The sequence below is a fragment of the Evansella clarkii genome, from assembly GCF_002019695.1.
Classification (GTDB): domain Bacteria; phylum Bacillota; class Bacilli; order Bacillales; family Salisediminibacteriaceae; genus Evansella; species Evansella clarkii.
This window is the reverse complement of the sequence record NZ_KV917376.1, coordinates 3,078,926-3,097,769: the sequence shown is the minus strand read 5'-3', so window position 1 is coordinate 3,097,769 and position 18,844 is coordinate 3,078,926. Positions and strand designations below refer to the sequence as shown.

The 18,844-nt window shown below is 40.8% G+C and carries 13 protein-coding genes and 1 pseudogene; 3 read left to right on the top strand and 11 right to left on the bottom strand.

Features of this window, described 5'->3' with window-relative positions; all coding sequences use genetic code 11:
- Positions 1-182: 182 nt before the first annotated feature.
- The 6 genes from bioB to BK582_RS14365 all read right to left on the bottom strand — a co-directional run bounded on the left by bioB (position 183) and on the right by BK582_RS14365 (position 6,463).
- On the bottom strand, positions 183-1,190 hold the full coding sequence (gene bioB, locus BK582_RS14390; protein WP_078595721.1) for a biotin synthase BioB: 1,008 nt from the start codon (positions 1,188-1,190) through the stop codon (positions 183-185).
- A complete protein-coding gene (gene bioD / locus BK582_RS14385) occupies positions 1,187-1,894 on the bottom strand; it encodes a dethiobiotin synthase (protein ID WP_078595720.1) in 708 nt (235 codons plus the stop codon). The genes bioB and bioD overlap by 4 nt, the downstream gene beginning before the upstream one ends.
- Positions 1,891-3,063: an 8-amino-7-oxononanoate synthase gene (gene bioF, locus BK582_RS14380; protein ID WP_078595719.1), complete on the bottom strand. Its 1,173-nt coding sequence runs from the start codon at positions 3,061-3,063 to the stop codon at positions 1,891-1,893. The genes bioD and bioF overlap by 4 nt, the downstream gene beginning before the upstream one ends.
- Positions 3,060-4,400, bottom strand: coding sequence for an adenosylmethionine--8-amino-7-oxononanoate transaminase (bioA, locus tag BK582_RS14375; RefSeq protein WP_078595718.1), 1,341 nt, complete (start codon positions 4,398-4,400; stop codon positions 3,060-3,062). Before bioA ends, bioF begins: the two co-directional genes overlap by 4 nt.
- Positions 4,381-5,163, bottom strand: coding sequence for a 6-carboxyhexanoate--CoA ligase (bioW, locus tag BK582_RS14370; RefSeq protein ID WP_078595717.1), 783 nt, complete (start codon positions 5,161-5,163; stop codon positions 4,381-4,383). The genes bioA and bioW overlap by 20 nt, the downstream gene beginning before the upstream one ends.
- A 610-nt stretch (positions 5,164-5,773) precedes the next feature.
- Positions 5,774-6,463, bottom strand: coding sequence for an aspartate/glutamate racemase family protein (locus BK582_RS14365; RefSeq protein WP_078595716.1), 690 nt, complete (start codon positions 6,461-6,463; stop codon positions 5,774-5,776).
- A gap of 110 nt (positions 6,464-6,573) precedes the next feature.
- Here BK582_RS14365 and pdxR point away from each other — a divergent pair, with 110 nt between their 5' ends.
- Positions 6,574-7,968, top strand: coding sequence for a MocR-like pyridoxine biosynthesis transcription factor PdxR (gene pdxR / locus BK582_RS14360; RefSeq protein WP_078595715.1), 1,395 nt, complete (start codon positions 6,574-6,576; stop codon positions 7,966-7,968).
- A gap of 100 nt (positions 7,969-8,068) precedes the next feature.
- On the opposite strand, the pseudogene BK582_RS14355 reads toward pdxR, so the two are convergent.
- Together BK582_RS14355 and BK582_RS14350 are read right to left on the bottom strand one after the other, a co-directional pair.
- Positions 8,069-8,508, bottom strand: a pseudogene (locus tag BK582_RS14355) (NUDIX domain-containing protein).
- Between the two features lie 431 nt (positions 8,509-8,939).
- Positions 8,940-9,260 (bottom strand): YqfO family protein, encoded by a 321-nt coding sequence (locus BK582_RS14350; protein ID WP_078598031.1) that lies wholly within the window; start codon positions 9,258-9,260, stop codon positions 8,940-8,942.
- 446 nt (positions 9,261-9,706) lie between these two features.
- On the opposite strand from BK582_RS14350, the gene dacB reads away from it, so the two are divergent.
- The gene (dacB, locus tag BK582_RS14345) at positions 9,707-11,212 is read left to right on the top strand and encodes a D-alanyl-D-alanine carboxypeptidase/D-alanyl-D-alanine endopeptidase (protein ID WP_078595714.1); all 1,506 of its coding nucleotides are present in this window, start codon (positions 9,707-9,709) and stop codon (positions 11,210-11,212) included.
- A 187-nt stretch (positions 11,213-11,399) separates the two neighbouring features.
- On the opposite strand, the gene katG is transcribed toward dacB, so the two are convergent.
- On the bottom strand, positions 11,400-13,583 hold the full coding sequence (gene katG, locus BK582_RS14340) for a catalase/peroxidase HPI (protein WP_078595713.1): 2,184 nt from the start codon (positions 13,581-13,583) through the stop codon (positions 11,400-11,402).
- A 435-nt stretch (positions 13,584-14,018) separates the two neighbouring features.
- Positions 14,019-15,461: an MDR family MFS transporter gene (locus BK582_RS14335; protein ID WP_078595712.1), complete on the bottom strand. Its 1,443-nt coding sequence runs from the start codon at positions 15,459-15,461 to the stop codon at positions 14,019-14,021.
- Between the two features lie 665 nt (positions 15,462-16,126).
- Here BK582_RS14335 and BK582_RS14330 point away from each other — a divergent pair.
- The gene (locus BK582_RS14330; RefSeq protein WP_078595711.1) at positions 16,127-17,677 is read left to right on the top strand and encodes a BCCT family transporter; all 1,551 of its coding nucleotides are present in this window, start codon (positions 16,127-16,129) and stop codon (positions 17,675-17,677) included.
- 136 nt (positions 17,678-17,813) lie between these two features.
- Here the strand turns inward: BK582_RS14330 and BK582_RS14325 are convergent, their stop codons facing one another.
- Positions 17,814-18,827: a S66 family peptidase gene (locus tag BK582_RS14325; RefSeq protein WP_078595710.1), complete on the bottom strand. Its 1,014-nt coding sequence runs from the start codon at positions 18,825-18,827 to the stop codon at positions 17,814-17,816.
- Positions 18,828-18,844: the final 17 nt, after the last annotated feature.

Genomic DNA, 18,844 nt, shown 5'->3' with positions numbered 1-18,844 from the left:
TTACACTGTTACAGAATAAAAGAAAAGATGCGCTGATTCTACGCATCTTTTACTGGGGAAAAGTACGAAGCCAGATAAAAGAAATTTTGTTTCACGAAGCACCTCAAACTCCCCCATTCATGAAGTTTCTGCGTTATTAACTCAATAGTATATTTTAGAGTAACTGCTCTTATAAACCTTCCTCATTTACCTGCAGCAAGATTTTCTTTCATTTCTTCCACACTCTCCACCTCAAACCCTAAGTCCAGGAGCATCTTATGGTCTTCACTGTCTTCTTGACCTGCAGTCGTTAAGTAGTCCCCAACAAAAATTGAGTTTGCTGCATAAAGTCCAAGAGGCTGCAATGATCGAAGATTAACTTCTCTACCACCGGAAATGCGAATTTCTTTTGTTGGGTTAATAAAGCGGAAAAGTGCTAATACTTTTAAGCAATACAATGGATTTAATTCCTTTACTCCTTCTAGCGGTGTACCATCAATGGCATGCAAAAAGTTAACAGGAATCGAATCTGCATCTAACGCTTTTAAATTATTGGCCATATTTACAACATCCTGTCTGGATTCTTTCATTCCTACGATGACACCAGAGCAAGGAGACATTCCAGAACTTTTTGCCATTTCAACTGTGCTTACTCGATCGTCGTATGTATGTGAGGTCGTTATATTCGAATGATGCTGTTCCGAGGTATTAATGTTGTGGTTATAGCGATCAACCCCCGCTTCTTTTAATCGTACCGCTTGCTCCGGCCTTAATAATCCAAGGCACGCACAGATTTTCATTCCATATGTATCTTTTATTTCTCTTACTGCGTCAACTACATGATCGATTTCTTTATTTGAAGGACCACGTCCACTCGCTACAATACAATATGTTCCAATATTTAATTCGTACGCACGCTTTGCTCCATTTAATAGAGTCTCTTTATCTACCATTTTATAAGTGTCGATTGGTGCTTTTGAAATCGAGGATTGAGAACAATAGCCACAATTCTCAGGACACAGGCCTGATTTTGCATTCATGATCATATTTAGTTTTACTTTTTTCCCAAAGTACTGCTTTCCGATTTGGAATGATGAATGCATCAGTAATAGAACATCATCATCAGGACAGTCTAAAATTGAAAGTGCCTCATCATTTGTTATACATCCACCAGCTAACACCTTATTTGCAAGTTCCATCCATTGATTCATTTCATTGCCTCCATTTCCATTTGATTGATAAGTTTTGACAGATCAATATGCTCCTTTATCATTTCTTTAACCGCCTCTTTATTTAATTCTTCAAGCTTAGGCGTTACTCCTAAAATTGGAACTCCACATTGTTTTGCGATTACCTCAGGATTTTTTTCTTCTGCTAAATCAAAACCGCTGTTTTTTCCATTAATAATAATTCCGGCAATCTTAATTCCTAAACTTTCGGCGTATTTTACCGTTAGAAATGTATGATTAATCGTGCCTAAATTTGGCCTGGTTACAATAATAGCTGGTAAATCCAATGCTGTTATTAAGTCACTTACTAAAAAATCCGGGCCAAGGGGCACGGAAATTCCTCCTGCACCTTCAACAAGAAAATAGTGATGTTTCCCTTTAATTCGATCCCAGTGATGTAATACATCTTTAAGATAAATCGATCTCTCCTCTTGCTTTCCTGCAACATAAGGGGCTAAAGGTTCCTTATATACAAAAGGTGTAATTTCTTCGTGTGTTAATGAGGTTTCTGAAGCTTCCTTAAGCAGATGCGTATCACTTTCCGGGTTTTCACGCGAGATTCCGCTTAATAGCGGTTTATATACGCCGATATTAATTTGCTTCTCCTTAAGTACTGCGGCAATACCACTTGTTATGATAGTTTTTCCTACACCTGTGTCTGTACCAGTAATAAAAAATCCCCTCATGAGATAATCATCAACTCCCTTCCAATATCATTAAATTTGGTAAGCAAATGGTCTACTTGTGAATCATTATGAGAGGCAGTAACAGTGAGCCGGATCCGGCTTTCTCCTTTCGGAACAGTTGGCGGACGAATCGCAGGTGCATAAATCCCGTTTTCCTGGAGCTTATTTGAGAATCTAACTGACTTATCTGCTTCACCTATTATCACAGGGACAATCGGTGTATCCCCTCCATATACAGTGAATCCCATTTCTTCCAGTGTGCTTTTAATTCGCCTAACCTTTTTGAGCAGCCTGATCCTTTTTTCCTGGCTGTTCTCGATTATATCTAATGCAGCACTGGAGGCTGCACAGCTTGACGGAGGAAGTGCTGTTTGAAAAATAAATGTTCTCGTATGATTTAGCAGGAAATCTATTAACAATCTTGCCCCCGTAACAAAACCACCTTCAACTCCAGCTGCTTTACTTAAGGTACCAATGACTACATCTGGAGAAACTCCAAAATACTCACTCGTTCCCCCTCCTCTTTCTCCTAGTACACCTGTTGCATGTGCATCATCGACAATGACATAAGCATCGTATCGTTTAGCTAGTTTCATTATGTGATCTAATGGAGCAATCGTTCCATCCATACTAAAAACACCATCTGTAACAATAAATCTTCGAGTATAAGTTTGTGTTTCTTTTAGTTTTTTCTCCAGGTTACCCATGTCAGCATGCTTGTAAATGACAGTTTCAGCTTTTGATAATCTGCACCCATCAATAATACTTGCATGATTAAGTTGATCGCTTAACAGCACATCCCCTTTTTTAGGCAAAGAGGAAAGAACACCAACGTTTGCTAAATACCCACTAGAGAATAAAAGGGCAGCCTCCATCCTCTTGAAATCAGCAATCCTTTGCTCTAACTTTTCATGCCATATTGTATTTCCAGTTGTTAACCTTGATCCGCTGCTCCCCACACCAAATTCCTGTATGGTCTTTGATGCCTTTGCTATCAGAACGGGATCATTCGCTAAACCTAAATAGTTATTTGATGAAAATATTAGCTGTGGTGAACCATTAACTGTCATCTCTGGCTCAGGAGCATTGCTCATTGTTCTTAATTCACGGTATAATCCGGCCTGTCTCGTCTTGTTTATCTTCTCGCTTAACCATTGTTCCATGCTCACAGTTCAGTAACCTCATGAATAGCTTGTTTCATAATAGTAACCATCGCTTTAAGCTCTTCATACGTACTTGCAAGTGGAGGCATAAAGACAACAACGTCCCCCATCGGCCTGGTAAGCATCCCCAGTTCTCTCATTTTCAATGAAACTTGATAGCCAATCCTTGCTGTTGGTGTAAAGCTTTCTTTTGTTTCTTTGGATTTTACAAGCTCAATCCCGCACATAAAGCCTAACTGCCTAATATCACCTACATGTGGCATGTCCTTTAGTTCCTGGAATAATTCATGCAGTTGTTCCGCTTTATTGCTTACCTGTTCAACAATTTGATCTTTCTCAAACAAACGTAAATTCTCAATTGCCACTGCACAACCTAGCTGATTCCCAGTATAGGAATGCCCATGAAAAAAAGTTTTTTGTGTTTTGTAATCATCATAAAAAGCTTGATAGATTTCCTCAGTCGTAAACGTGGCCGCTATAGGTAAATACCCACCTGTAATTCCTTTTCCGGCAGCCATTAAATCTGGTTGTATTCTCTCATGTTCACAAGCAAACATCTTCCCAGTGCGTCCGAAGCCGGTTGCAACTTCGTCGACAATCATTAGCACATCATATTTCGTACATATCTCTCGAACACCAGACAAAAAACCTTCTGGCATTACAATCATACCTGCAGCACCTTGAACCATAGATTCGATGGAAAGTGCTGCAATTGTTTCGTGTTTCTCAATCAGTAACTGTTCCAGCTGCTGGAGGCATTCCTCCTTACATATATCTCCATCTCCACTTTCTGAACGATACACATAAGGGATTGGTGATTTGTAGCTTTCAAACATAAGCGGTCCATAAACATGGTGGAAAAGCTCAATTGAACCGACACTAACCGCCCCAATCGTATCTCCGTGATAGCCATTTTGCATCGAGATAAACTTTTGTTTTTCAGGTTTTCCGATGTTCTTCCAATATTGAAATGCCATTTTTAATGCAATTTCCATCGCTTCGGCACCACTATCAGAATAGAAAACTCTCGTTAAGCTTTCTGGAGTGATTTCTATTAGTTTTTCAGCAAGCTCTGTAGCTGGAACATTCGTCATCCCTAATAACGTTGAGTGAGCTATTTTACCAAGTTGTTTTTTTATTGCATCATCTAACTCTTTTTTTCTGTGCCCGTGTACATTAAGCCATACAGATGAAAATCCATCAAAGTACTCTTTACCATTAATGTCTTTTACTTTTATCCCTTCGCCACTTTCAATGATTAAAGGAGCTTCATCGTAATCCTTCATTTGGGTAAATGGTAACCATAAATATTTTTTACTTTTGTCAATCAACTCTTGTGTCATGTTCTTCCTCCCATTGAACCAGAATTGGTTGTTCTTCTAAATAAGAAATATATGTATTGAGATCAGATAATGAATGAACGAAAAAGATACGGCATCCACTCTCATCCCCGTAGTGCTTAAGTTTGGTTATACGTTGATATCCCATAGTTTTACTAGCTACATAGCCTGTAATATAATCCGGGTCGTCTGACCAGCATAATTCTGCAATGGTAGATTCGTGATTACACACCTTAGCAGCAAGCGTAAGCGCTTCCTTAATTCTTCGATTAGCAGAAATTAATTTTGAGTCAGCCCATCTTTCAAAGTTTCTCGTTTGCCAATCCATTCTGGAAACGCGAACACCCTTATTTACTATCTTATCTACTCGCTCTCCCGTATGAATATCAATCAGAATAGCACCTCTTACGGAATATTCAGGAATTTTTTGATAGGCTTTTTCAATAATATCTTTTGGGACACCTGTTTTTTCAAGAAGAAATCGAGCTAACTCTTGTCCTTCTTCAACGGTAGTTACTTCATTTGTTTGAATCGTAAGGGGGTTCACATATTTAATAGGTTTATTTATACTTTCACATTGAATTTGTAAAAAATCTGGTTTTCCCCTTGAATGATTCAAAGCCTTTTCCAGCAAGGTATTAACCGACGTCCTTAAATCACCATAGGAAGAAAGTAATTCACCCCCAGAAATATGCTTTCCGCCATTTTCATGAGTTTCTTGCTCCGACGCACGCATTCTTACACTATACAAACTGCTTTGATCCATTGCTGTCTTCTCCTTAGCTTAGTTTTAGGTACAAACATTTAATTCCAGCCATCAATTCATAAAGCAAGGAATCGTTCGATTGTAAACCAATTGTACTTTAAGGTTTACAATTAAGATAATAGAATTGTTAACCTTATTTGTCAACGAGTTAACATTATACTTTTGAATTTCATTGGAAGTAAAATGGAAGGTAATAGTGATAAAAAAGGGGAAGAAAGTCGTAAGGCTGGAGCAGGTTGCTTAGGCTTAGGTATACTTGTTTTGCACAAGCAGGATTTTTCAAAAAAATTTTCACCAGAACTACAATTCATATATTAAGATCACTTTTTCATACAAGAGATGTGCTTAATTTCTGTCATTCTTATGCTCTGGACTTTTAAACAAGTATGATCATAACAAACAGATAAAAGAAAAATGGCGGGCATGATTTCGGTTTAACACCGTCTTCACACCAGCCAATCAACTGTTTCTTAATCCCGGGAGTCAGTTCCAATGAGCGGCTGCTTTGCTCATATCATCCCTTGATGTTATACAATTACTTGTCGGAGAATCTCGGTTTTTGAGCACTGTTTTTTTGTTTCTCCAATGAGTGAAATAATAAACTCTCCCGTTATTTCATCGCAAACTCTGCAGCTGCTTTTGAGTGAAGGTAGGTTGTATCAAACAAAGGCATTGATGTGTCATTCTGGTTAATGAGCAGAGGGATTTCTGTGCATCCGAGAACCACGCCCTGTGCACCTTTGTCCGCAAGCCTTGAGAGAATCTCCAGGTAAGCTTTCTTTGAAGATTCTTTTACAACTCCCTGGCAGAGCTCCTCATAAATAACATTATGGACGATTTTCCGGTCCTCTCCATCAGGAACGACTACATCAATCCCGTGCTTTTTCAAGCGTTCTTTGTAAAAATCCTGTTCCATAGTAAAGTTAGTACCAAGGAGGCCGACTGCATCCAGGCCCTGTTCTTTTATTTTTGCCGCGGTGGCATCGGCAATATGAATGAGTGGAATCACCACATTCTTTTCCAGGTCCTCAGCCATCTTGTGCATCGTGTTCGTGCATATAACAATGGCATCTGCCCCGCCTCCCTCCAGTTTTTTCGCCGCGTGCACCATAGCCTGTGTCGCTTTTTCCCATTCTCCGTTATGCTGCATTTCAACTATTTCAGCAAAATTAAAGGAATGCATCAGGCACTTTGCGGAGTTCAATCCCCCAAGTTCTTCTTTCACAAACGTGTTGATATAACGATAGTATTCTGTGGAAGACTCCCAGCTGAGTCCGCCTATTAAACCGAGTATTTTCATAATAAATACCTCCCTGTCTTTAAAAAATCATATCATGCTATACTGGTAGGAAGTAGAGCCACAAATCAGTTAATTTTACAGTACCAGTTATAGATTGGGAGGGGTGTTGGTTGCTTACAGTGAACCGGGAAAGCAAGGTATCTCTTACACAACAAGTGTATGAACAAATACGGGACGGTATTTTTGAACAGAAGTTTTCGGAAGGGGAAAAACTACCCTCTACGAGAGAACTGGCATCCAGCCTGGGAATTTCGAGAAATGTCTGTCTGGAAGCCTTCGACCGGCTAATTGCCGAAGGCTACCTGGATGTGAAGCCCAGGTCAGGAACTTATATTGCAAAAGGGATCACCTTTCAGCGGGAGCAAGAACAGCCTCGGCCCGTTTTTCCAACAAAGGGTTCTAATCTGCCGAAGGACGTTATTGACTTTCGGGCTGCCAATCCTGCAATGGACCATTTCCCCCGAAATACATGGGGCCGTTTATCTAAAGAGGTGTGCAGGGATACCCCTGAAGCCGCGTTTGCATACAGTGGTTCAGAAGGAGTGAAGAAACTCAGAGAGGTACTCTCCCAGTATTTACTGAAAATAAGAGGTGTGCGCTGCCATGCGGACCAAATTATTATAACTTCAGGCGCGACTCAGGCGCTGTACATGATTTCAAAGTTAATAGCTGACCGGAATGATCAGTTTATTGCAGTAGAAGATCCGGTGACTGATGAGATGAGGCAAATCTTTTCTCTCGCCGGAGCGGAAGTACACCCTGTGCCGGCTGACGAGGGAGGAATTATTCCGGAAAGTCTGCCCCTTCACAGAAAGCCAAGCTTCCTGTTCGTTATTCCGTCCCACCAGTTTCCTTTAGGAGGAACACTTTCCATTCAGAGGAGAGTTAAGCTTATGGAATACAGCCGGAAAATGGATACTTATATTGTGGAAGATGATTATGACAGTGAATTTACATATGAAGGAGTACCGGTGCATTCCATTCAGGGGCTGAACCCAGAGAGAGTTTTGTATGTGGGAACCTTCAGTAAAATTCTCTCGCCGGCACTGAGAATTGGATACGCTGTCCTGCCTCCCCATCTGGTGGGCCGATTCCGAGAGCTCAAATGGTACACTGACCGTCACACCTCCTCACTGGAACAGCTCGTATTAGCCAGGTTTATTGAAGAGGGCTACCTTGACCGCCATGTGAGACACATGAAAAAAATATATAAAAAACGGCGCGAAACTCTGACAGAAAGTCTTCGTGAGCATTTTCCCGATGCAAAAATAATAGGGCAGGCAGCGGGGATGCATTTAGTGGTGGAGTTTCCTCAAGTAGTATTTTCTAAGGAGATAAAGGAGCTGCTCTGTGAAACCGGGGTGCTTGTCTACCCAGTGGAAGATTATTCCCTTAATAAAGGGGTTCATCAGCACAAAGTTGTCTTAGGATACGGCAGCTTGACAGAGAAAAGAATAGAGGAAGGTGTGAAGAGACTGAGTGAAGGACTGCAGAAATATATGTGAACAAGTACACCGGGACGGTTCTTTTCCCATTATTAAATGAGAAAAATAAAAGAAGCCAGGCGGGCACCCCATTTGGCTTCCTCCTCTTTTTGTGTTTTCACTAACGAATGAACGCTAATTCTCTATTTGCAAGAGCATCCTTTAACCATCGAGGATGCATTTTCAATAAGTCTTGAGGCAGATTTTCAGAACCAAAAAATTTAATTTCAAGTGATTCATCAGAATTACATCTAACTTCTCCACCTGTAATTTCAGCAAGAAAACAAGTTGTTATAAAATGTACTACTTTACATTTTGGTAAGCAAACACCTGTGAATCAGGTTCAGAGTACACACCAATAAGCTTTTTAATTCTTATATCTAAATTAGTTTCCTCTTTCACTTCTCTGATAGCTGCTTCAGAAACTGTTTCTCCAATTTCTATATGTCCTGAAGGAATACCCCATAGTTCTACATCAGCTCTTTTCTGTAATAAAACTTGTTTTTCCCCATTCAAAATAATAACTGCCACGCCTGCTTTTAATTCATCAATTCTTTTCATTTTATAATCCTCCCTAAAAATAATAAAAAAGGTCCGAGGGAATAGAATTTCAACGCATAACAAATACGCTGAACCTTTCCCCTCGGACCTTTTATGTCAATAGGTGCCTTTTACGTTATGGTAAAAGATGTAGCCCTCGGTCACGGACCTAATAAGATAGCGGAACCCTAGCTACAATTTTCCAGTTCATATTTATTTTACAACTATTACTCAGAAGATGAAAGATGTTCTTCCTCTTCTCCCGTTAATCTTGGCCAAAAATTCTTCAAGCGAATCTATGCGAAAGATATTGAAGAATATAAGATAATTCAATCTATCTCCCGTTTACAGCTACTATAATAAAATAACGAAAAGAGGATCTAGCCGACTTCGACACGCCTTTATATGGCCGTTCAGTGTGCCATCTGAGATAGATTTCACTATCCCTTCCTTTAGTTTAATAATGGGAATATGTTAATGACAGGTTCTTCATAAGGATGAACACTTCTAATAATACTTTTCACTTCTTCTATATCCTTATACAAACAACTAAATTCCATTTTACATTCTGTTCCAAAAGAAGTCTCCCCAACATAACCTTTAAAAGGCGTTGCTTCCTCCAATGGTCGCCAGTAGCCTTTTACAACCGAATAAGAAACGACATTATCATATTTCCCGACAGTTAAAATACCTATATCATTTAATTTATTTCTTAAAGTTTCAATATACTCTTCTGGTAGTAAAATTTCGACTTTTACATTTTTAGTCTCCATTATTTTCCACATGGTTCCTTTCTTCAAAAAAAATTATTTAGCAGACCTGCTAGTTAGTTAAATAAAATAAGTATAGTCTTATTAAACGTTCCTCCCCGATTGTTTAAGTGAAAAAAACCACAAACTCTCACATTTTCTATTATTATATTAACATAAGTTTCCTTATTTAATTCAAAATATTAAGAATCTACTTCTCCAACAATCTGATCTGCTTAGTTAATAAAATCTTTTATCATTCTTTCAAAACCATTAAGAGTCACAGTACTTTTATTTGTATTAATCTGTTACTTTTTCACGAAAATGTGCGCCGCATGTTAATAAAAGTCCTGTTTATATCTGACTAGATATGAGGTTTAACAAGTTCTGGAAACAGTACATGCTGCTCATGACATGATGACCTTTTATTTTTTACGATTAAATTGACAGAAAATTTTTAATAGGAGCTGATGAACATTTTAAAGCACAAATTAGCAATTAGTTGGTTGATCGCAGTAATTGTTTTAGCTGCCGCAGGGGCAACTCAAATCGTTTCTACAGCAGATACGGATCCTGGTCAGCTGGCAGAGCAGCAACTTAGTGAAGATATCCTTGATATTCTGGGTGATGAAGCTTTAAAGCATGCTTTGGCCTCGGTGCATGTGCGGACTGAATCAGGGGAGGAGATATTTTCCTATAACGGGGATACAAGTGTTGTGCCTGCCTCCGGTCAAAAGCTGTTAATAGGTGCAGCAGCCCTGGATACGTTAGGCCCTGACTACAAATTCTCCACAGGAGTGTATACTGACGGGCATCAGGCAGGTAAAGTGCTGCATGGAAATTTATACATAAAAGGATACGGTGACCCGACCATGCTCCCTGAGGACTACGAGAAAATGGCCAGTGAAATCGCAGCTCAGGGAATAAAGGTTATACAAGGTGATCTTGTTGCTGATGACACTTTTTTTGATGATATGCGCCTCTCACTTGATTTATCCTGGTTTAATCAGCGCAGAGTAACTGGAGCCCAGGTTTCCGCACTAACTGTATCTCCTGATGAGGACTATGATGCAGGTTCTGTTATTGTTGAAGTGTATCCTGGGGAAAATCAGGGAGATACGACAACAGTGGAAGTATATCCGGAAACGGATTATATTACTATCCTTAATGACGTTGTTACTGTAGAAGAAGGCGGAAGCAGAGCTGTTGACTGGGGAAGAGAACATGGTAATAATAATATCTTTGTCAGCGGAACTATGCCTCTGGACGGACCGAGATGGAGAAACTGGATTGCAGTATGGGAGCCTACGGAACTTGCCCAGGACCTTTTCTATCAGGCTTTAAAAGATAACGGTGTTAAAGTTCAGGGAGATCTCAGCCTGGGCGAAACACCTGAAAACGCCGAAGAATTAATCGTAAGGGAGTCCATACCATTAAGCGAGCTTTTTATTCCGTTTATGAAGCTGAGTAATAACTCCATTGCTGAGATACTGGCCAAAACAATGGGGCAGGAAGTATACAGCGAAGGAAGCTGGGATGCAGGACTTACTGTAGTGGATGAGTATCTGGAGAATGCAGGTCTTAATACTTCGGCAATTCAGCTGAGAGACGGTTCCGGTATGTCTCATCTAAATAAAATTCCAACAAAAGAAATGACAAGGCTTCTGGAATATGTAAAAGGAGAAGAATGGTTTGATGTATTTTACGACTCTCTGCCTGTTGCCGGAGCAAGTGACAGAATGGAAGGCGGAACATTAAGAAGCCGTATGGGCGGAACGTCTGCTGATGGGAATGTCCATGCTAAAACAGGTACAGTTACATCAAAAACCTCACTTTCCGGATATGCGACAACCAAGGATGATGAAGAGATGATTTTCTCGATTATATTTAATAATTATATCGGAAGCCATCCTAAAAATCTTGAAGATGAAATCGCAGTCCTTCTTGCAGATTTTACTTATGATATGGAAGACTAATTTACCACGGTAGCCAGACTAAAAAGGAGGGTCCCCCCCACAACCTTTAATTAATTTAGTTTATATCTTCTATCATTAATTGGCTCGCGCAAACCCGATCTGTGTAACTAAATAATATAAAAATTGGGTATTCGTTTTAGAAGAAACGAATACCCAATTACTATTAGTTTTTTAGTTATTGCAGTAATTATTTCAAGTCGAAACGATCTGCATTCATTACTTTAACCCAGGCAGCAACAAAGTCCCGTACGAACTTCTCTTTATTATCATCCTGTGCATAAACTTCTGCAATAGAACGGAGAACAGAGTTTGAACCAAACACGAGATCAACTCTGGAAGCTACACGAACTACTTCCCCAGTGTTTCGATCACGCCCCTTATATACTACCCCGTCCACTGGCTCCCAGGCTACTCCCATATCAAGCAAGTTCACAAAGAAATCGTTAGTCAGGATACCAGGACGATTAGTAAATACTCCAAGTTCAGTACTACCGTAGTTTGCGCCCAGTACACGCATACCGCCGACAAGTACAGTCATTTCTGGGGCAGTTAAGCCTAGCAGCTGTGACTTATCAACTAATATCTCTTCCGGGCTTACACTGTACTGATCCTTCTGATAGTTACGGAAACCGTCAGCAACAGGCTCTAACACGCCGAAGCTTTCTGCATCTGTTTTCTCTTCTGTTGCGTCGCCGCGCCCTGGAACAAATGGTACAGTAATATCAACTCCTGCATCACGTGCCGCTTTTTCTACTGCAGCACTGCCGCCAAGTACGATCAAATCTGCGACGCTGACTTTCTTTTCTAAATGGCTCTGGATTTCTTCATAAACTGCGAGTACTTTCGCAAGCTGTTCTGGTTCGTTCACTTCCCAGTTTCTCTGTGGTTCCAGACGGATGCGCGCACCGTTCGCACCACCACGGTTATCCGAACCACGGAAAGTACTTGCTGAAGCCCATGCTGTTGTAACCAGTTCTCTGATTGTAAGTCCGGAATCAAGTATAAGAACTTTAATTTTTTCTACTTCTGCATCTGTTAGTTCATATTCTGCAGCCGGAACTGGATCCTGCCAGATAAGGTCCTCTTCTGGAACTTCCGGACCTAAATATCTTGAACGAGGCCCCATGTCACGGTGTAATAATTTAAACCATGCCCGGGCAAATGCATCAGCAAACTCATCCGGATTCTCATAAAAACGGCGGGAAATCTTTTCGTATGCCGGATCATGGCGCAAAGCCATGTCAGCTGTAGTCATCATCGTATGAACTTTTAGAGATGAGTCTTCTGCATCCGGTGCCATATGCTCTTCAGCAGGGTCTACAATTTGCCACTGCCATGCTCCGGCAGGACTCTTTGTCAGCCACCACTCATAACCAAACAATAATTCGAAGTAACCATTATCCCACTGCGTTGGATTGGCAGTCCAGGCGCCTTCAATACCACTTGTGATTGTATCACTGCCTTTTCCGCTGCCATGTGTACTTTGCCAGCCGAGTCCCTGTGCTTCAACAGGAGCAGCTTCCGGCTCAGGACCAACCTGTGAAGCATCACCTGCACCGTGTGCCTTCCCAAAAGTATGGCCCCCAGCAATTAATGCAACTGTTTCCTCATCGTTCATTCCCATACGTGCGAAAGTTTCGCGAATATCGCGGGCACTTGCATGGGGATCAGGTTTGCCGTCCGGACCTTCCGGATTCACATAGATAAGTCCCATTTGCACAGCAGCTAATGGATTCTCAAGATCACGTTCCCCTGTATAGCGGTTACTCCCAAGCATTTCCGTTTCAGTTCCCCAATAAATATCTTCTTCAGGATGCCAAATATCTGCACGTCCGGCACCGAAACCAAACGTCTTTCCGCCCATAGATTCAATTGCAACATTACCTGTCAGAAGCAATAAGTCAGCCCAGGAAATTTTGTTGCCGTATTTTTGCTTAATCGGCCAAAGGAGACGGCGTGCTTTATCCAGGTTTGCATTGTCAGCCCAGCTGTTAAGGGGCGCAAAACGCTGATTGCCTGTTCCACCGCCGCCGCGGCCGTCACCTGTGCGGTAAGTACCAGCAGCATGCCATGACATACGGATAAAGAATGGACCATAATGTCCATAGTCAGCAGGCCACCAATCCTGGCTTTCTGTCATAAGATTTAAAAGGTCCTGTTTAAGAGCCTTGTAATCTAGTTTTTCGAATTCCTTCGTATAATCAAAATCTTCCCCCATCGGATTTGGTTTTCTGTCATGCTGATGTAAAATATTTAAGTTTAACTGGTTTGGCCACCAGTCTCTGTTCGTTGTTCCGCTCGTTTTAGTGCTGGTCGCTGCGCCATGATGAAACGGGCAGCCTTCAGTGCTTGCTTTGTTTTCTGTAGCCATATTCTGTTTTCCCCTCTCAATTACATATGTAGTAAATAAGTTAAAACACTTATCTACCCAAATTTAAATTTTGTATTATTGCCAACTTCTCAGCTCCTCTTATAAAGGAGTAATAGTTAAGCACATACCAATGATAACACTTCTCAGTTGAAAGTCAATACTTATTTATAACTATTATTAACATGTAAATGTTATTAACCTCATAATTTCTCTTAATTATGGCGATTTATAAGGAAAAAGTAATGAAATCATTCTCAATACTATACAAAATTCTCACTTATGATGAAGATATGCTATTATCAAAATAGTAGATATACGAGTGAGAATGGAACATAACGGAATAACGATTACTTAAGCCTTTTAAACAAGCACTTATTTTGCATACAAAAAAGCAAGAGGTCCTGCCCCCTTGCTTCCTGATCACAGTATTATTTTTTAACCAGCACCTTTTCCCTTTACCTTCTCTCCCATGTCCCATTCTTCATCTGTTGGCGGATAAGTTTTCTGAACTTTAAAGGAAAGAATTAATGCCACTAAGGTTATGACACCGATCATTCCGAATGCGATGATTGCTCCGAAAATATCCGGACGAACAACCTGTGGAATACTGGCTCCAGCTCTTTCTGCAGTTGTCATGGTCGTCACGAGCAAGCCCGTGCCGATAGACGCCGACAGCTGACGCACTGTATTCGTAACCGCCGAACCATGGGGAATCAGTTTTTTAGGTATTTGATTCAGTCCTGCTGTATTCACTGGCATCATGACCATTGAGAAACCAAACATCCGAATCGCGTACATTACAGTTAAATACAAAATGGAAGTAGTTGTATCAATGAATAGAAACGCAAAGGTGGAGATTGTCATGATAATCAGGCCGGGAATAGCCAAAACACGCGCACCATACCGGTCAAATATCCTGCCTGTAATTGGAGCCATAAAACCTGTAATTAATGCTCCAGGGAGCAAAACAATTCCTGCCTCTACTGCTGTAAAACCACGCATGTTATGCATATATAAAGGGATAAGTGTCTCCAGCCCAATGAGGCCTAAAAAGCCGATACTGCAAATTATTGTAGAAAGTGCAAACATACGCGCCCTGAAAACACGGAATTCCAGCATAGGATGATTCAAACCAAGCTGGCGCTTAACAAAGATGAAAATCATCAGTGCTCCAAAGAACAGAAAAATTACTGTTTGGGGGCTCCCCCAGCCATTATTTCCTGCACTGGTAAACCCGTACAGAAGACCTCCGAAACCAAAGGTAGACAACATAATTGATACTGGGTCGACTTTCGGGTTTTTTAGCTCCGTGACATTTCTCATTTTGAAGAACGCTAAAACGAGCATGAGCAGAGCTAAAGGAATTATCCCATAAAACATAAACCGCCATTCATAATTTGTGGTCACCCACCCGGATAACGTCGGGCCGATCGCTGGAGCAAACGAAATTACAAGACCGATATACCCCATAGCTGTCCCCCGTCGCTCTACTGGGAAAATGAGCAGAAAAACTGTTTGCATTAACGGTATCATTACCCCTGCTCCAACAGACTGAATAATCCTGCCTGCAAGCAGGCCAGGGAAGTTTACAGCCAGAGCTGCAACCACCGTTCCAATTGTAAAGATACCCATTGCAGACAAGAAAAGCTGCCTCGTTGTATATTTCTCAATTAAAAAAGCAGAAATGGGTACCATGATTCCCATTACCAGCATAAATACTGTCGTTAACCACTGGCCAGTATTAGCCGTGATATTCATTTCTTCCATGAGCGGGGGAATGGCTGTAATCATGAGTGTCTGGTTTAAGACTGCAATAAATGATCCTATGAGCAATAATCCAGCGATAAGTACCTTACTGTAACTCTCTTTATTTTCCATCTGAAAACTCCTAATATATCATATCTTCTGCGAGCTTTATGAACTCTCAAACTATTACTTAGTGTGAGCAGCTCTATTTTTTAGTCTGTGAGTCAATTTCATAATTCAATACTTTTATCATTTACACGAACATTACTTTAAAATGTTACATTGTTGTTCGATTTATGCTTTAGACGGACGCGTTCTGCGGGCACGGCTTCAACTAATTTTTGACGGCTGAACGCCGACAAAAATGGATTTTCAGCTCGCGCTGTTCCCGCAAGAACGAGCCTCTCCTTCACCGCAAATGCGTCGAGTTGTCTCGACGGATATTCTACGGAGCTAAGCTTGCAGAGGAAGAGACAGTCACCGCCGTCTTACGCTGCAATCGAAAAGTAATGTTCGTATTTTTTATGCAAAGTCTGTTTTTAAATTCATTCCTGTATATAAGTATATAATAATAACTATATTTCGCAACACGAAATATAGAACTTACTTAGGATGCATCAGCACTTTCCTGCCTATTCTGTCCGATAAACTATTGTCGCCCAAAAAAGTACCCTTAGTATTGCAAGCAAAGCTGGTTTACTTATACACTCACCTGCAATTGATTGTCGACAATATTTGCTATTTTGCAAAAGCTGAGACATAATAAATTACTGATTAAAATTAGTCGAGGTGAGTTTGTGAAAAATGTTACTTCAGTCTTTTGGTATGCACTCGTAATTTGTATTGCATTAGTTATCTGGGGCACCGTTGCTCCCACTCATTTACAATCCTTATCCTCTCAGCTGACGACTTTTATATCCGAAGCTTTTGGCTGGTATTACCTGCTGCTTATTATGTTATTTCTGGCATTCTGTATTTATTTAATGTTTTCCAGGTTCGGAAATATTAAATTAGGTAAGGAAGATGAAAAACCGGATTTTAGCACGCCTACCTGGTTTGCTATGCTATTCAGCGCGGGGATGGGAATGGGAATGGTCTTCTGGACGACAGCAGAACCAATCTCTCACGCGTTTAACAGCCCTCCAAGATTCGAACCTGGCACCAATGACGCAATAAGGCAGTCACTCCAGTACTCCTTTTTCCATTGGGGAATTCATGCATGGGCTGTGTATGGCGTTGTAGCATTAGTTCTGGCTTATTTTAAGTTCCGAAAGGGATATCCAGGATTAATAAGTGCAACACTTACACCAATTTTCGGTGAAAAAAGCATGGCTGGTATGCCTGGTAAATTAATTGATACACTTGCCGTATTTGCTACAGTAGTAGGTGTAGCTTCCACTCTCGGTTTTGGCTCTGCACAGATTAACGGTGGACTCGCCTACTTGTTCGGAACACCTGATAATTTTAGTATGCAGTTATTAATCTTAGCAGTGGCAACTTTACTGTTTATCATTTCAGCCTGGTCCGGAATCGGAAAAGGCATCAAATACTTAAGTAACATAAATATGGGCCTGGGATTTCTTCTGTTGTTCGTACTCTTCCTCGTCGGACCAACATTATATATCCTGAATATGTTTACATCAACACTTGGCGGCTACATTACTAACTTCTTTGATATGAGTTTCCGCCTTTCACCGTTGAATGAAGAAAGACGTACATGGATCGATAACTGGACTATATTTTATTGGGCATGGTGGATATCCTGGTCGCCATTTGTCGGTATATTTATCGCCCGTGTTTCCAGAGGAAGGACTGTAAAGGAGTTTCTGATGGGCGTACTTTTTGTACCCGCCATTGTGTGCTTTATCTTTTTTGCTGTATTTGGTGTTTCCGCACTTAATATAGAACAAAACGGTATAGATGCCATTTCGGCATACTCTCTTGAAACCACTACATTTGGGGTTCTGCAGCATTATCCACTGGGTCAATTTATGGCATTGCTGACAATAGTGGTCGTTGCAATCTTCTTTATTACATCAGCCGATTCAGCCACTTTTGTTCTTGGAATGCTGAGTACAAATGGGTCCATAAACCCTGCAAACGGGGTAAAAATTATTTGGGGCCTTGCCATGTCCGCTATGGCTGCTATTATTGTTTATTTTGGAGGAACACAAGGGCTTCAGAACATGCTGATCATCGCGGCATTGCCTTTTTCAGTGGTCATCCTGCTTATGGGAGGATCCTTTTATAAGGCAGCTAATTACGAAGTTGAAAAAAGATCAAGAAAGAAACTTACAAAAGAAAAAATAAAAAACAAAGAACTATCAAGTGATAAAAAAATAAATTAGTTTTTTCGATGGTTAATATTCAGCACAAACACCACCCATGCTTTTGCCCGGGTGGTGTTTCTTTTAAACCAGATTCTTATATGAAGCTGTTAGTCTTCTGCCATGTTTTTTCGGTTCCCCGATTGCGAATACAGAATTAGATAAAGTGCTGCAGCAGTGTTCCTTTGCCGTTTATTAAAGCAGCGTCTGCATAAGCCCCGTTAACAAAAGTCATCTGAGGAGGAAGATGGCCGCAGTCGATATCAAAAATTATTGGAATTCCCAGTTCTTCATACAGCTCCTGATAAACGTCTTCAACAGAATATTCTTCTGCAGAAGTAATTGCAGAGCTTCTCCCGAATAATATACCTGCACTGTTTTCGAACCAGCCTGCAAGCTTCATTTGAACAAGCGTTCTTCGCAGATCATCCGTTTTTAATTCACAGTTTTCAAAAAACCACAAAACAGGTTCATTATTAATATATTTTCTTTGAAATTCAGCTGCCTGCCCGTAAGGAGTACCAATCAGGTGTCTTATGACATCAATACAGCCTCCGAGTAAACGTCCACTGATTGTCACATTTGAACCGGAAACAGATTTCCACATTGTCGGTTCTGTCAAATTAAAGATATGCGGAGTAGGATTATCGAATTCCCACTCTTTTTGATATTTTTCCGATGATTTCTGAAGTACGGAACTGTTTACTTTAGTATTCAGAACCTCTTCCCACTTTGCTGTTGTTTCATCAGAAGTTTCGCCCCTAATGTCTACCAGATTAGTCCCGTGTGCTGTCGCTATGCCTGTGTTTAAAGTTATTGCCAGTAATAACAGGCTCGTATCGGAATAGCCTAAAACCCACTTTGGCTTCATACTATTAAAATCTATGTACTCCAGTATTTCAACAAGCAGAACTCCGCCCCAGGGAGGGAAAATTAACTGTATTTCATCTTCCTGCATCATTTTGTTAAATTCAGCCGCCCTTTTTCTGGCCGGAGCTGATCTTGCTTTTTCCTGTGTCCAGACAGTTTCTCCGCAAATAACGTGATAGCCTTTTGATTCTAATCTCCCGCATGCCTTGTGGATTAAGTGGTGCAATTCAGCAGGTACGCCTGAAGATGGTGCCGTAACCCCTATCGTTGTTCCTTGTTTGAGAATCGGATATTTTATCATGGTATACCTCCTCCTGA

What these genes read in the sequence shown, in the direction of transcription:
- bioB (WP_078595721.1), bottom strand. Translation starts at nt 1,190, where the DNA reads ATGAATCAATGGATGGAACTTGCAAATAAGGTGTTAGCTGGTGGATGT.
- bioD (WP_078595720.1), bottom strand. Translation starts at nt 1,894, where the DNA reads ATGAGGGGATTTTTTATTACTGGTACAGACACAGGTGTAGGAAAAACT.
- bioA (WP_078595718.1), bottom strand. Translation starts at nt 4,400, where the DNA reads ATGACACAAGAGTTGATTGACAAAAGTAAAAAATATTTATGGTTACCA.
- bioW (WP_078595717.1), bottom strand. Translation starts at nt 5,163, where the DNA reads ATGGATCAAAGCAGTTTGTATAGTGTAAGAATGCGTGCGTCGGAGCAA.
- BK582_RS14365 (WP_078595716.1), bottom strand. Translation starts at nt 6,463, where the DNA reads ATGAAAATACTCGGTTTAATAGGCGGACTCAGCTGGGAGTCTTCCACA.
- BK582_RS14350 (WP_078598031.1), bottom strand. Translation starts at nt 9,260, where the DNA reads ATGGAGACTAAAAATGTAAAAGTCGAAATTTTACTACCAGAAGAGTAT.
- dacB (WP_078595714.1), top strand. Translation starts at nt 9,707, where the DNA reads ATGAACATTTTAAAGCACAAATTAGCAATTAGTTGGTTGATCGCAGTA.
- katG (WP_078595713.1), bottom strand. Translation starts at nt 13,583, where the DNA reads ATGGCTACAGAAAACAAAGCAAGCACTGAAGGCTGCCCGTTTCATCAT.
- BK582_RS14335 (WP_078595712.1), bottom strand. Translation starts at nt 15,461, where the DNA reads ATGGAAAATAAAGAGAGTTACAGTAAGGTACTTATCGCTGGATTATTG.
- BK582_RS14325 (WP_078595710.1), bottom strand. Translation starts at nt 18,827, where the DNA reads ATGATAAAATATCCGATTCTCAAACAAGGAACAACGATAGGGGTTACG.